Below are 12,917 nucleotides of genomic sequence, written 5' to 3'. Positions count from 1 at the left end.
GGCTAAAATCGGATTTCGCTGAAATTCATCAGCCATTGCCCTGTACTGCAGGGCATGTTCGTGCACGCAGGGCCGCCCGTAGAGGCGGCCCGCATCCTCCAGGTGCGCCGCAGCCGCGGCTCGCGGATTGCTGGTCACAGCATCTGCCGGGAACCTTGGGGCGTGCCGTCTCTCTTATCGCGCTGGACCATGCGTTGCGACCCTCCCGGGGACGGCTGCGCCATGTCCGCGTGCTCCATTTTTCATGGGGTTTGTTCATGGCCCGGGGCGTATGCCCCGGCGTTGGAAAGGTGTCCGGTTTTGGTGGTCAAGGATTTCAAACTGCACTACAACCCCGCCCTTGACGGGCTGCGGGGCGTGGCGATCCTGTTGGTGATCTTGTCGCACTCCCATGCGCCTTTGTTCGATGGCGCATTCTTCGGGGTGGACCTGTTCTTCGTGCTCAGCGGCTATCTGATCACCTCGCTGCTGCTGATGGAGAACGAATCCGAAGGCCGCATCGGCTTCTGGCGCTTTTACCGCCGCCGCTTCTATCGCCTGATGCCGGCGCTGGCCCTGTTCCTGGGCGCGTACTGCATCTTCGCGCCCTTGCTGTGGCCGGACCTGAACGACATCTACACCGATGCGCTGGTCTCCATCCTCTATCTGGCCGACTACGGCATCGCCTTCTTCGACAGCCCGGACACGCTGCTGCACATGTGGTCGCTGTCGGTGGAGGAGCATTTCTACCTGATCTGGCCGCCGCTGCTGGTGCTGCTGCTGCGCTTTTCCAAGCCGGGCCGTCTGTGGCGCCCGATTGCCCTGCTGTGGGCGCTGAGCTGGCTGTGGCGCGTGTACTGGGTGGACCAGGGCCAGCACTTCTATGAGATCTTCTTTCGCTTCGACACCCGTGCCTCGGGCCTGTTCGCCGGTGCGCTGCTGGCGGCGGTGATGATCGAGCGGCCCGACTTCATCGCTGCACTGAAGGCGCGCATGCACCACGCCATGTGGGTGCCGCTGGCCGTGCCGCTGTTGATGGCGCTGCAATGGGACAACCAGGACGCCATGGTCTGGGGCATCACCGTGGTGGAATGCGCCGCTGTGGTGCTGCTGGTGGCGGCAAGCCAGGGCTCGGGCCTGGTCTTCGACATGCTGTCGTCGCCCACGCTGGTGAAGCTGGGCCGCCTGTCCTATGGCGTCTACCTCTGGCACTACCCGGTGGTGCGCTATCTGCGCGCCGACTTCTCGTGGCCCGTGGTGGTGGCGCTGGGCCTGGCGATCTCGGTGGCGCTGTCGGCGCTGTCGTTCTACACGATCGAGCGCTGGGCGCTGCGCATGCGCGATGGCGAGCGCAAGGGCGGCGAGCGCCAGCCGCAGGCGCAGCCGGCCTGAATGCGGGCAGCGCGCCGAAAGCAAAAAAGGGAACGTTGGCACGTTCCCTTTTTTGTGGGTGAAGGAGATCCGCTGCGCTCTCAGAACCCTGAGCCGGGCTGGGACAGGTACTGCAGTTCCTCGGCCGTGCTGGTGCGGCCCAGGATGGCATTGCGGTGCGGAAAGCGGCCGTAGCGCACGATGACGTCGCGGTGCCGGTGGGCGTAGTCAAGCGTGCCGCCGAGGAACTCGCGCACGCCCTCGCCGCCAGCGTCACCGGCCTGGTCGGCCAGGGCCTGGAAGGCGGCCACGCTGCGGTCCTGCAGGGCCAGGTCTTCGGCATGCTCCAGCGGCAGGTAGCAGAAGATGCGCGCCACGGCTGGCAGGTCGGCATGGCGGTCATGGCCCAGGGCGATGCCGTCCAGCGCCAGTTGCAGCGCCTGCGGGTCGCCTGCAAAGCTGCGTGCCGTGCCCCGGAACAGGTTGCGCGTGAACTGGTCCAGCAACACGATCAGCGCCAGCCGCCCCAGCGCCGTGCCGGCCCAGCCGTCCAGTTGGCCGGCCAGCGCATCTTCGACCAGGGCGCCGAAGCGCTCGCGGATCTGGTCGTCAGTGGCATCGGACTTGATGAACCACAGGTTCTTGCAGGCCAGGGCGCCCGCGTTGTCGGGATGCGCGGAGCCCAGCCAGTAGCTGAGCACGTCGGCGATGCGCGGGTCTGCGGCGTGAGAAGGGGCAATGCTTGTCATCGGTGGCCAGGCTCTTGTCGGATGAGGAAGCCTTCGATTGTGCAGGCGGTGGCGTACTGCCCTTGTGGATGGCAGTTTTTGCGCTGTCAAAGCACAGCTTGTGCAAATGTTTTTCAAGAGAATGTGCACAGGTTTTTCAAGAGAAATTACCGGCGTTATCCACAGATTGGTATTCAGATTTCATTGCTGGTGCCTGTCAATCAGGCACTCATGAATTCAAGATTTCGCGTGGAAATACTGCGAAAGTCCCCGGAGATGCGCGCATCCTGCGCCACGGTCTGCCAGAAGCGGCGTGCCAGCGCCTGGGCATGCGGCCATTCGGCCAGCGTGGCGGCCGTGGGTCGCTGGGGCTGGGCGCCGAAGTCGCGCTCCACGATCTCGCCGTTGATGGGCATGTAGAGCATGGGCAGCATGTCGTAGGTGGGCGACAGCGCCCAGTCGCCATGGGGCTGCGGCAGCACGAAGGAGATGTTGCCGTAGTGCCGGTCGGTGTTGGCGATGAGCTGGCCGTAGGCTTCGAGCAGGCGCAGGCTGCGCGCGTCGGCCTCGGTGATGAGGCCGCGTGCGGCCAGGCGGTTGGCCGTGGCTGCCCAGTTGTCCACCTCGCCCACGTACTGGGCATTGAGCACCTGCAGGGACACCATGCCGATGCGTCCCGGGTTGCTGCCCGGGTGGGCCTGTGAGACGGGCACATCGCCATCGCCCGGCGCCGGCTGGCTGCGGTCGAAGCGCTCCGATTCGAGGAAGGCGCGGCCGCCATCGAGGAACAGCCGCGTGCGCGCTGCGGGCAGGCCGTCTTCGGCCAGGGTCTGCAGCGCCAGGTGCTCGCAGACCAGCAGGTCGCGGATGCGCTGCTCGGCCGGCGCGTTGCCTGCCGGGGAGAACTTGACGATGACGCTGCGCCCGGCCGTGATGCAGCAGAACTTGGGCTGCTCGCCGCCCGCCGACGAGCCCGGATGCGTGCCCTGCATGGCCTGCATGGCCAGGCGCGGATAGTCGGCCGCAGAGGCGGCGCGCAGCGTGCGCGCGGGCAGGGAGTGGAAGCGCTCGAAGGCGGCTTCGCCCACGATGAGGTTGCCCGGCAGGTCTTCGCCAAAGCGGGCCAGGGCGCGCAGCACATCGTCCTCGCCCCACTGGCGCGGGTCGCCGCCCAGCTGCAGTTCGGGGTGGCTGTGCGCAAAGCTGCGGCCGATGAAGCCCTGGGGCCGCATGTCGTCCAGGAACCAGGGCAGGCCGTCGTGCTGCTCGCTGAGGCCGTCGGCCTCATCCACCCAGAAGCCGCCGCCGTGCAGGGCGATCATGCGGCCGAAGGGCGATGCATGGCCTTCGGTGTCCACGCGCATGATGGCCACCTCGGCGCCCACGCCCGCCACCTGGCGCGGCAGCACATAGCGCTGTGTGCGCGCCGCCCCCACCTTGCGCACCTGGCCTGACTGGATCAGCGGTGCCAGCGCGCGCGACACCGTGGGCTGGCTCACGCCCAGCATTTGCTGCAACTCGCGCGCCGCCAGCGCACCGCCCTGGCGGCGCAGTGCTGCCAGCACCTGCAGGGAAAGGTCTTCAGTGGCCATGGGGAATCAATTCATGAATGGATGAAACAAGGGGTTAATTTATTGAAAATCAAGGATTTATGCAAATCCATGAATGGATATATGAATAGATAAAAAAACCGCGCCCAAGGGCGCGGCAAAGCTGGATTTCGCGGCGGCTTGCAGGTCTGCGAATCACGATCACAGCCTGTGAAACTGGCGTGCTCCAACTCAGAGACGCCGAGCAAGAGCCGCCTCGCGGCGGGGGCGCCTAGCCGAGGGCATCGTCCCCTGGGGGAAGCGGCGCCAGCCGCTCAGGGGGTCAGAAATTGTGCGTGATACCCAGGCTGATGCCGCTGGCGCGTGTCTTGTTGCCTGCGCCCTGGTAACCGTTCTTCCACTTGGTCGTGTCCAGCTCCAGGAACAGGCTGGTGCGCTTGGACAGCTGGTAGTCCACGAAGCCGATCAGGCGCTGGAAGCCGTCGTCGCCCTGGCCCGTGCGCTCGCGGTCCACCTTGTAGTAGCCGCCGTTCAGGCCGATGACGGGCGTGACGGCATAGCGTGCGCCCAGGGCCAGGATCTTGTTCGTGGTTTTCGCGGTGTCGCTGGTCTCGGCCTTGTTGCGGCCGTAGTTGAGCATCAGGCGCAGGTCGCCACGGCTCCAGGCGCCACCGATGTTGGCGGCGTCCAGCGTGCGGCCGCTGGTGTCGTGGAACTGGGTGTAGGCGCTGGTCAGCACCAGGTCGTCCTGGCGCCAGTCCAGGCCCAGGCCGCGCGTGTCCAGGCGCGAGGCCGACACGCCGGTCTCCCCGAAGCTGTACATGGCGCGCGCCGTGAGGCCTCCAAAGCTGCCCGAGTACTTGATGGAGTTGTTGACGCGGTTGGAGCCCACCTTGGTGTTGGTGGCGCCCCATTCGTTGTTGAGGCCGTGGCCCGTGAGGCTGGTGACCTGGATGTTGGGGTTCAGGCCCGCAAAGCGCAGGGCGATGGGATCGACCAGGCCCACGGAGTCGGAGATCAGCGTGTTCTGCCGGCCAGCCGTGACCGCGCCCCAGTGGCCTGCCAGGCCCACGATGGCCGCCCGGTCGAAGGTGCCGGCCACGCCGCCGATGCCGCCCACGTCGGCGCCCAGCGTGGATTCGAGGTTGAAGATGGCGCGCAGGCCGCCGCCCAGGTCCTCGCTGCCGCGTATGCCCCAGCGGCTGGTGGGACCCACGCCGCTGTTGACCGAGCCCATGCTGCCCGCAGCCGGCGCATTGGCGCCCGACAGGCCGCTTTGCGCGCGCACCGACACGTCGATGATGCCGTACAGGCTCACGCTGCTGGTGGACTGCGCCAGGGCGGGGCCGGCCGCGCAGCCTGTGGCCAGCAGGGCGAGGGCGATGTTCTTCTTCATGGTGTCTCCTTGATTTCTTCTGGAAGGCGGGAACTTTGCGAGCGGCCGAGTTTCCGTATGGGAGCCGGTACTGCCTATGTCCGGCGGGCACTAGCTGCTATGTCGTTTCGTTCTCGAAGTGGCTTCGCGCAGGTGCCGGGCAACACCCACTGCCGGGACAGGGAATAGCCCCTGGCGGGACAATGTCGCTCTCAAAAAACATAGCGCCATGCGTATGGCATGCATGGCGCTTCAGGGTTTCGTGTCGGGCTTTCTGAGGCTTGTGCTGTCGTGATGAATCGCCGCTTTTTGTTGATGGTCGTGGCAGCGGGCTGGAGCCTGGCCGCGACCGGATGTTCGGGAAAGTCCGGACCTGGGAATGTCTCGGTTTCGCGGCAAAGGCTGCAGGAGGTGGTGGCCCAGCGCTTTCCCCGGCAGTTCCCCGTGGCCGGCATGCTGCAGCTCAAGCTGCATTCGCCGGTGCTGGGATTGCTGCCCGAGCGCAACGCGCTCAATGCGGTGCTGCAGGCCGATCTGTCGGGGCCCGTGCTCAAGCAGGGCTATGGCGGCCATCTGAACCTGGACTTCGCGCTGCGCTACGAGCCCACGGACCGCACGCTGCGCGCCCATCAGATCAAGGTCAACAGCCTGGTCATCAACGACCTGGCGCCCGCCATGAGCGACATGCTCACCACCTATGCCAGCGCGCTGGCCGAGCAGGCGCTGGGCCAGCTCGTGCTCTACCAGCTGCAGGACAAGGAACTGGCCCTGATGGACTCGCTGAACATGGAGCCCGGCGCCATCACGGTGACGCCGGACGGTCTGAGCGTGGCCCTGGTCCAGAAGCCCGTCGCGCCGCGCTGAGCGCAGCGGCGCGCCTTCGTCCTTCCCTTCGCCCGCGTCTCAGTCCGCGCGGATATTGGCCGCGCGAATCACCTCGCCCAGCTCGGCGCTCTCGGCCTGAATGAAGGCGCCGAACTCGGCCGGCGTGCCGCCCATGGGCGATGCGCCGATGTCGGCCAGCTTCTGCAGCACGGCGGGCTGGGCCAGGCTCTTGTTCAAAGCCTGGTTCAGCGCCTGCACCACGGCCGGCGGCGTGCCGGCCGGCGCCACCAGGCCCCACCACACGGTGGCCTGCACATTCACTCCCAGCGAGCGCGCCGTGGGCACGCCCGGCAACAGGCGCGAACCATTGTGGTTGAGCACCGCCAGGGCGCGCAGCGCACCGCTGCCCACATGGCCGGCCACCTCCAGCGGGTTAATGGCCATGAAGTCCAGCCGCCCGCCCAGCAGGTCGGTCACGGCGGCCGAGCCGCCCTTGTAGGGGATGTGCACGGCCTGGAAGCCGCCTGCGCGCTCCAGCAGGGCACTGGCCATGTGGCCCGAACTGCCCACGCCAGCCGTGCCATAGGACAGGGCGCCAGCCTTGGCCTTGCCGGCGGCGATCAGCTCGGCCAGGTTCTTGTGGGGCGACTTGGCGTTGACCACCACGACCAGCGGCGCCTCGCCGATGCGGCCCACCGGGATGAGGTCCTTGAGCGGATCGAAATTGAGCTTGGCGTACAGCGCCTTGTTGGTGGTCAGCGTGTTGGATGCCGTCAGCAGCAGGTAGCCGTCGGCCGCGCCGCGTGCCACCGCGCCCATGCCGATGTTGGTGCCGCCGCCGGGCTTGTTGTCCACCACCAGGGACTGGCCCAGCAGCTCCGCCATGGGCGGCGTGACCAGGCGCGTGATGATGTCCACGCCGCCGCCGGGCGAGTAGGGCACGACCACGGTCACGGGGCGCTCGGGGTAGCCGGCCGCTGTGGCGACCAGGGGCAGGGCCGCCCAGGCGGCGGCGGTGGTGCCGAGCAGGGCCAGTGCGTGGCGGCGGGTGGAATGTCTTGTCATGCATGTCTCCGTTGATTGTTATGACCCGGCGGCAGGGCCGGGTCTGCCATTATTTAGCGTGCCAAGCATGGCTGGGCGCCGAACGTTACGATGCAGCGGCCATCGATTTCTTGGCGAACCCGTCCAGCCTTCAAGGTGCCCCATGACTTCACAGAATCCGCTTTCCGCCTTTTCCGTCACGCGCAAGTGGCCGGCCACGCAGCCGGACCGCATCCAGCTGTATTCCCTGCCCACGCCCAACGGCGTCAAGGTGTCGATCGCTCTGGAGGAGATGGGCCTGCCGTATGAGGCGCACCGCGTGGGCTTCGAGAGCAATGACCAGCTCTCGCCCGAGTTCGTGGACACCTTCCCCAACAACAAGATCCCGGCCATCCTGGACCCGCAAGGCCCGGGCGGGAAGCCGCTGGCGCTGTTCGAATCGGGCGCCATCCTGGTCTACCTGGCCGAGAAGTCCGGCAGCCCGCTGCTGCCCGCCGACCCGGCCGCGCGCTATGAAACGCTGCAGTGGCTGATGTTCCAGATGGGGGGCGTGGGCCCCATGTTCGGCCAACTGGGGTTCTTCCACAAATTCGCGGGCAAGGACTTCGAGGACAAGCGCCCGCGCGACCGCTACGTGAACGAGTCCGTGCGCCTGCTGGGTGTGCTGGAGCGCCGCCTCACAGGCCGCGCCTGGGTGATGGGCGAGCAGTTCACCATTGCCGACATCGCCCTGTGGCCCTGGGTGCGCAACATGGTGGTGGAGCAGGGCTACAACGCGGCCGAACTGCTGGGCTGGGAGCGCTTTCCCGAGCTGCAGCGCGTGCTGGCCGCCTTCGTGGCGCGCCCGGCCGTGCAAAAGGGCCTGGTGACGCCGCCGCGCAACTGACCCGGCGGGCGTTGCATTCCTGGGCCGCACTGTCCCAGCCATGGTGGCTTTCAAAACGGGCGCGGGGGCCGCATCTGTCCGAGAATGCAGCGCCCCCTTTTTTCTTGCGGGCGCAGCCTCACAGGAGCCACGATGACCGCAGCCACCACCCCCGTCCTCCAGAGCCAGCCGCTGGGCCCGCTGTGGCCCACCATGGACCCCTTCCTGTTCTGTGCCCACCATGACGATGCCTATCCGCCCAGCGATGGCCGCCTGGGCGTGCAGGCCGTGGACCTGGAAGGCCGCCAGATGGGCAGCGACTTCAGCCGCAAGGACGGCTTTTCCATGTACCACGGCGATGGCGTGCCGGGCTTTCCCGGTCACCCGCACCGCGGCTTCGAGACCGTGACCCTGGTGCGCAAGGGCCTGATCGACCATTCCGATTCGCTGGGCGCGGCCGCGCGCTTTGGCGGCGGCGACGTGCAGTGGCTCACGGCCGGCAAGGGAATCCAGCACTCGGAGATGTTCCCGCTGCTCAACAGCGACGCGCCCAATCCGCTGGAGCTGTTCCAGATCTGGCTGAACCTGCCTGCGCGCTCCAAGATGGTGGAGCCGCACTTCACCATGTTCTGGAACGAGCGCATCCCGCGCCTGGAGCACGCAGACGCCGCAGGCCGCAGGACCATGGTCACCGTGGTGGCAGGCAGCCTGCCCGGCACGGCGGCCGCCCTGCCGCCGCCGCCCGAATCCTGGGCCTCGCAACCCGAGGGCGACGTGGCCATCTGGACGCTGCGCCTGGAGCCCGGCGCACGCTGGACGCTGCCGCGCGCAGCCGGTGAGGACACGCAGCGCATGCTGTATTTCTTTGCGGGCCAGGCATTGCAGGTCGGGCCCACGGCGCTGGCACAGCATGCGGCCCTGCATGTGGATGCCACGCAGGACTGGGAGCTGCACAACAGCGGCGCCGACGCCGTGGAATGCCTGGTGCTGCAGGGCCGCCTTATTGGCGAGAGCGTGGCGCAGTACGGCCCCTTCGTGATGAACACGCAGCAGGAAATCATGCAGGCCATGCAGGACTACCGGCGCACCCAGTTCGGCGGGTGGCCCTGGGCCGAGCAGGACCCGGTGCATGGCGCAGAGAACCGGCGCTTTGCGCGCTACCCGGGCGCTGCGGCCGAGGAGCAGCCTCCGGCCGCCTGAGTCCGGTCAGGCCGCGTCAGGTCGCGTCTGCGGGTGGATGAAAGCTGGCCGGCGCGGGCGTGCGCCCCAGCTCCTTGAGGATCTTCAGCGTGATGGCTATGCCGGTGTTGCCTGCGGGCACGCCGGCATAGACGGCGGTCTGCAGCAGCACTTCGCGGATGGTGTCCAGATCCAGCGGCGCGGCCTCGGCATCGGCCGGGTCGGCCAGCAGGCCCGTGCGGATGTGCAGCTCGAACTCTTCCCAGCGGCCCATGGAGGCCGTGATGGCCAGCACCATGATGCGGCGCGTGCGGCGCTCCAGGCCGGGGCGGCTCCAGATGCCGTCCCAGGCATAGGCCGTGATCATGCGCTGGAACTCCACATTCAGTTCGTTGGCGCGCGCCACGGATTGGTCCACCCATTCATCGCCCAGCACGCGGCGGCGGTTGGCAAGGCCGCGCTGCAGGGCGTCGGCGGAAGATTCGGTCATGGCGGGGGGTCCTGTGTCAAGCATGGGAATGGGCATGGGCATTGGCGTGGGTCTGCGGCGCTGCCAGCAGCGCCAGGCATGCATCATGCGATGCCTGCACGGCGCGGGCCGGGTCGCAGGCCCGGGCCAGCGCATCTTGCAGCGCCTGCAGGGCCGCTGCGTCCAGCCGGGGCTCAGCCCATTCGGCCAGCAGCAGGCGCAGCTCGCGCCCCTGCTCCAGCGCCTGCGGGGCCAGCAGCTCCACGGCGGCCAGGGCCTCGGGCTTGCCTGTCCAGGGCGCCATGGCGTGCACGCAGGCCTCTGAAAACACCAGTCCGTGCAGGCCCCGCACATGGCCCAGCATGCGCTGCGGATGCACCTGCAGCGACTGCGCGGCCTGGCGCAATGCGGCGGCGGCGCCATGCACATGGCGCCACAGGTCGGGCCAGTGCGCGACCTCGGCCTGCCACTCGCCCAGCGCGCGCTCATGGGCCTGGGCCATGCAGCCCAGCAGCAGGGCCGCGAGCGGGGGAACGGCCTGGGCCTGTGCCACGGCCTGCATCAGGTGCACGGGATTGCGCTTGTGCGGCATGGCGCTGGAGGTGCTGCCGCGCGGCGCCTCGCTGACCTCGCCCACCTCGTACTGCGACATCAGCGACCAGTCCTTGGCCAGCTTGGCCAGGCTGCCGCCGCATACGGCGGCCTCCATGGCCAGGCGCATCCAGTCGTCGCGCTGGGTATGCCAGCTGCGGCCGCAGGCCGACAGGCCCAGGCGCCGGGCCAGTGCCTGCTCCACCTCGGCACGGTGGCTTCCCAGCACGGCGCCATTGCCCACGGCGCCGCCCAATTGCACGCACAGCGCAGCGGCGGCAAGCCTTTCAAACTGTTCGATGCTGCGGCCCACGGCGGCTGCCGACTGCGCGCACTTGAATCCGAAGCTGGTGATCTGCGCGGGCTGCAGCAGGCTGCGCGCCAGCATGGGCGTGGCCGCGTGCGTGCGGGCCAGGGCCTGCAGCGCGGACTGCAGCCCGCCCAGCTCGGCCAGCAGCGCCTGCAGGGCCTGCTGCGTGAGCAGGGCCTGCGCCGTGTCCACGGCGTCCTGCGTGGTCGCACCCCAGTGCAGCCAGGGCAGGCCTTCCGGGGCGTGGGCCTGCAGCCACTGCTGCAGCGGCCGCACCACGGCCAGGCCCAGCGCGCCGCTGGCGCGTGCCTGCTCCACCACGCCTTCGCACGTGAGCGGCGCCTGCGCGCAGGCGCGCGCAATGGCCTCGGCGGCCGGGCGCGGCACCAGGCCGCAGTCGGCCTGGGCCTGGGCCAGCGCGCTCTCGAAGCGCAGCAGCGCGTCCAGCCAGCGCGCGTCTGCAAACCAGTGGCCGCTGTCGGCGGGGCCCAGATAGTCCTTCACCAATGACATGCTGTCCTTGCCGGTCTCAGGCCGTGGCGCCTGAGGCCTTGATCACGGCCGCCCACTTGGCGCTCTCCACCTGGATGCGGGCCGCGTACTGCGCGCCATCGCCCAGCAGCGGCACGGCGCCCTCGATGCCCAGGCGCGACTGGAAGGACTCGGCAGACGCCACCTTGAGGATGTCGCGCCCCAGCGCGCGCACCGTCTCGGCAGGCGTGCCCTTGGGCGCGAGGATGCCGTAGGTCAGCGAGCTCTCGAAGTCGGCCAGCGCACGCACGCCGGACTCGGCCACCGTGGGCACGTCGGGCAGCTGGGGCTGGCGTTTGGCTCCGGTCACGGCCAGGGCGCGCAGCTTGCCGGCCTTCACCAGGGCCATGGCCGCGGGAATCACGCCAAAGCTGAAGTCCACATTGCCGCCCACCAGGTCGGTCAGCGACGGGGCCGTGCCCTTGTACGGCACGTGGATGGCCTTGGCGCCCAGCGCGTGGGCGAACATCTCGCCCGTCAGGTGGCCGCCCGTGCCCGAGCCGCTGGAGGCGTAGTTCATCTCGCCGCTGCGCTTGCGCATCTGCTCGGCCAGATCGGCCACGCTGCGCGCGGGCGAGGAAGCCGGCACCACCAGCAGCAGGGCCGACGAGGCGAACATGGCCACCGGCTGCAGGTCGGTGGCCGCATTGAACTTGAGGCCCGGATACAGCGAGGGATTGATGGACACCGTGCCCGTGTGGCCTAGCAGCCAGGTGCTGCCGTCGCCGGCCGCACGCACCACGGCTTCCGTGCCCAGGTTGCCCCCCGCGCCGGCCTTGTTCTCCACGATCATCCCGTAGCCGAAGGACTCGTTGAGACCATGCGCCATCTGCCGCGCAAACACATCGTTGCCGCCGCCTGGCGCAAACGGCACCACCAGGCGGCTGCCGCGCTTTTGGGCCCAGGCCGGCAGCGCACAGGCGGCCAGCGCGGCGGCGGCGGTGGACAGCCACATCCGGCGCGGCAAAGAGGTCTGAGAGGCTTGAGCGGTTTGAGAGGTGGGCCGGGAATCCATGCGTCTGTCTCCTGAAATAGTCGTTGTCACGCAGTGTGGTGCAGCGCAGCCTGGGAAAACAGCAGTTGCATCTGCGTTGTGATTCAAGAAAATGTGTGAAATGGACGTGAGATACATACACAATTTCTTGAGAGTGGTGGACACCGGCTCCATGTCCGAAGCCGCTCGCCAGCTGGACCTGAGCCCCTCGGCCATTGCCCAGCAAATGCGCGTGCTGGAAGGCGAGCTGGGTGCGCCGCTGCTGGTGCGCCATGGCCGCAGCGTGCGCGCCACCGAGGCGGGCGAGCGGCTGTTCGAGCGCGGCCGCCAATTGCTGCAGGACTTCGAGGGCCTGCGCGAATGGGTGGCCTCGGACGCGGACGGCGGCGAGCTGCGGCTGGGCACCGTGAACACGGCGCTGCACGGCTTTGTGCCCGCCGTAATGCGGGCCTTCGTGGCGCGCCACGCCGAGGTGCGCATCAGCGTGCGCGCCGGCCTCACGCCTGAGCTGTACACGGCCCTGGTCCAGTCCGAGCTGGACGTGCTGATCTGCCTGCAACCCTCGTTCGACCTGCCCAAGACCGTGTGCTGGGCCGAGCTGCGCCAGGAGCCTTTGGTCGTGCTGTGCCGCGCCCGCGATGCGCAGCAGGACCCGCTGGCCCTGCTGCGCACCCGGCCCCTGGTGCGCTACGACCGATCCCTGGCCGGTGGCCGGCTGGCCGACCGCTACCTGCGCGCCCAGGGCATTGCGCCGCTGGAGCGCATGGAACTGAACTCGGTGCTGGCCGTGGCCATGATGGTGGACCAGGGCCTGGGCGTGGGCCTGGTGCCCGACATAGGCCCCGTGCTCTCCCAGGGCCGCGACGTGCGCGTGCTGGCGCTGCCAGAGCAGGGCGCTGCTGCGGACGGCGCCGGCTCCCGCCCCGCCGATGCGCGCAAGGTCGGCCTGCTGTGGCTCAACACCTCGGCCCGCGCGCGCTGGGCGCGCAGCCTGCTCGAATGCGCGCGCGAGTGCCTGGCTTGAGGTTGGGCGGCCGGTGAACCCACGGCCGCGACGCTGGAATGCCCCAGGTCGCCGACAATGGCAGCTTTGCGCGGCGCGCCTT

General features: G+C 68.6%; 12 protein-coding genes. 5 read left to right on the top strand and 7 right to left on the bottom strand.

The window, feature by feature from the left end:
* The first annotated feature begins 222 nt into the window (after window positions 1-222).
* The gene (locus A4F85_RS19605) at window positions 223-1,371 is read left to right on the top strand and encodes an acyltransferase family protein (RefSeq protein WP_013804553.1); all 1,149 of its coding nucleotides are present in this window, start codon (window positions 223-225) and stop codon (window positions 1,369-1,371) included.
* 80 nt (window positions 1,372-1,451) lie between these two features.
* On the opposite strand, the gene A4F85_RS19600 is transcribed toward A4F85_RS19605, so the two are convergent.
* The 3 genes from A4F85_RS19600 to A4F85_RS19590 all read right to left on the bottom strand — a co-directional run bounded on the left by A4F85_RS19600 (window position 1,452) and on the right by A4F85_RS19590 (window position 5,024).
* Window positions 1,452-2,099, bottom strand: coding sequence for a DUF924 family protein (locus A4F85_RS19600; protein ID WP_063327498.1), 648 nt, complete (start codon window positions 2,097-2,099; stop codon window positions 1,452-1,454).
* Window positions 2,100-2,299: 200 nt separating this feature from the next.
* On the bottom strand, window positions 2,300-3,670 hold the full coding sequence (gene yjjJ / locus A4F85_RS19595; RefSeq protein ID WP_063327497.1) for a type II toxin-antitoxin system HipA family toxin YjjJ: 1,371 nt from the start codon (window positions 3,668-3,670) through the stop codon (window positions 2,300-2,302).
* 280 nt (window positions 3,671-3,950) lie between these two features.
* Window positions 3,951-5,024 carry a porin gene (locus A4F85_RS19590; RefSeq protein ID WP_063327496.1) on the bottom strand — a complete coding sequence of 358 codons (1,074 nt, stop codon included), beginning with the start codon at window positions 5,022-5,024 and terminating at the stop codon, window positions 3,951-3,953.
* 273 nt (window positions 5,025-5,297) lie between these two features.
* On the opposite strand from A4F85_RS19590, the gene A4F85_RS19585 reads away from it, so the two are divergent.
* Entirely contained in the window at window positions 5,298-5,867 is a 570-nt protein-coding gene (locus A4F85_RS19585) for a DUF1439 domain-containing protein (RefSeq protein ID WP_065346849.1), read from the top strand.
* A gap of 39 nt (window positions 5,868-5,906) precedes the next feature.
* On the opposite strand, the gene A4F85_RS19580 is transcribed toward A4F85_RS19585, so the two are convergent.
* Window positions 5,907-6,893: a Bug family tripartite tricarboxylate transporter substrate binding protein gene (locus A4F85_RS19580; RefSeq protein ID WP_013804548.1), complete on the bottom strand. Its 987-nt coding sequence runs from the start codon at window positions 6,891-6,893 to the stop codon at window positions 5,907-5,909.
* 142 nt (window positions 6,894-7,035) lie between these two features.
* Between A4F85_RS19580 and A4F85_RS19575 the strand changes: the two genes are divergently transcribed.
* Window positions 7,036-7,758, top strand: a complete 723-nt coding sequence (locus A4F85_RS19575) for a glutathione S-transferase C-terminal domain-containing protein (RefSeq protein WP_043825393.1) — start codon at window positions 7,036-7,038, stop codon at window positions 7,756-7,758.
* 132 nt (window positions 7,759-7,890) lie between these two features.
* The gene (locus A4F85_RS19570) at window positions 7,891-8,937 is read left to right on the top strand and encodes a pirin family protein (protein ID WP_063327495.1); all 1,047 of its coding nucleotides are present in this window, start codon (window positions 7,891-7,893) and stop codon (window positions 8,935-8,937) included.
* A gap of 16 nt (window positions 8,938-8,953) precedes the next feature.
* Here the strand turns inward: A4F85_RS19570 and A4F85_RS19565 are convergent, their stop codons facing one another.
* From A4F85_RS19565 to A4F85_RS19555, 3 genes are read right to left on the bottom strand one after another with little or no spacing between them, the layout of a single operon-like run.
* A complete protein-coding gene (locus A4F85_RS19565) occupies window positions 8,954-9,406 on the bottom strand; it encodes a carboxymuconolactone decarboxylase family protein (RefSeq protein ID WP_063327494.1) in 453 nt (150 codons plus the stop codon).
* Between the two features lie 16 nt (window positions 9,407-9,422).
* On the bottom strand, window positions 9,423-10,799 hold the full coding sequence (locus A4F85_RS19560) for a lyase family protein (protein ID WP_063327493.1): 1,377 nt from the start codon (window positions 10,797-10,799) through the stop codon (window positions 9,423-9,425).
* 16 nt (window positions 10,800-10,815) lie between these two features.
* The gene (locus A4F85_RS19555; RefSeq protein ID WP_063327492.1) at window positions 10,816-11,832 is read right to left on the bottom strand and encodes a Bug family tripartite tricarboxylate transporter substrate binding protein; all 1,017 of its coding nucleotides are present in this window, start codon (window positions 11,830-11,832) and stop codon (window positions 10,816-10,818) included.
* Between the two features lie 100 nt (window positions 11,833-11,932).
* Between A4F85_RS19555 and A4F85_RS19550 the strand changes: the two genes are divergently transcribed.
* Window positions 11,933-12,835 carry a LysR family transcriptional regulator gene (locus tag A4F85_RS19550; protein WP_043825400.1) on the top strand — a complete coding sequence of 301 codons (903 nt, stop codon included), beginning with the start codon at window positions 11,933-11,935 and terminating at the stop codon, window positions 12,833-12,835.
* Window positions 12,836-12,917 lie beyond the last annotated feature (82 nt).

Origin of the sequence: Delftia sp. GW456-R20 (assembly GCF_001622915.1) — a bacterium.
GTDB classification, from domain to species: domain Bacteria; phylum Pseudomonadota; class Gammaproteobacteria; order Burkholderiales; family Burkholderiaceae_C; genus Comamonas; species Comamonas acidovorans.
This window is presented reverse-complemented; position numbering and strand designations above follow the sequence as displayed.

Excerpts from the sequence above, each read along its gene's own strand:
- yjjJ (WP_063327497.1), bottom strand. The coding sequence starts at position 3,670 with ATGGCCACTGAAGACCTTTCCCTGCAGGTGCTGGCAGCACTGCGCCGC.
- A4F85_RS19605 (WP_013804553.1), top strand. The coding sequence starts at position 223 with ATGTCCGCGTGCTCCATTTTTCATGGGGTTTGTTCATGGCCCGGGGCG.
- A4F85_RS19570 (WP_063327495.1), top strand. The coding sequence starts at position 7,891 with ATGACCGCAGCCACCACCCCCGTCCTCCAGAGCCAGCCGCTGGGCCCG.
- A4F85_RS19555 (WP_063327492.1), bottom strand. The coding sequence starts at position 11,832 with ATGGATTCCCGGCCCACCTCTCAAACCGCTCAAGCCTCTCAGACCTCT.
- A4F85_RS19590 (WP_063327496.1), bottom strand. The coding sequence starts at position 5,024 with ATGAAGAAGAACATCGCCCTCGCCCTGCTGGCCACAGGCTGCGCGGCC.
- A4F85_RS19560 (WP_063327493.1), bottom strand. The coding sequence starts at position 10,799 with ATGTCATTGGTGAAGGACTATCTGGGCCCCGCCGACAGCGGCCACTGG.
- A4F85_RS19585 (WP_065346849.1), top strand. The coding sequence starts at position 5,298 with ATGAATCGCCGCTTTTTGTTGATGGTCGTGGCAGCGGGCTGGAGCCTG.
- A4F85_RS19565 (WP_063327494.1), bottom strand. The coding sequence starts at position 9,406 with ATGACCGAATCTTCCGCCGACGCCCTGCAGCGCGGCCTTGCCAACCGC.
- A4F85_RS19575 (WP_043825393.1), top strand. The coding sequence starts at position 7,036 with ATGACTTCACAGAATCCGCTTTCCGCCTTTTCCGTCACGCGCAAGTGG.
- A4F85_RS19580 (WP_013804548.1), bottom strand. The coding sequence starts at position 6,893 with ATGACAAGACATTCCACCCGCCGCCACGCACTGGCCCTGCTCGGCACC.
- A4F85_RS19600 (WP_063327498.1), bottom strand. The coding sequence starts at position 2,099 with ATGACAAGCATTGCCCCTTCTCACGCCGCAGACCCGCGCATCGCCGAC.
- A4F85_RS19550 (WP_043825400.1), top strand. The coding sequence starts at position 11,933 with ATGGACGTGAGATACATACACAATTTCTTGAGAGTGGTGGACACCGGC.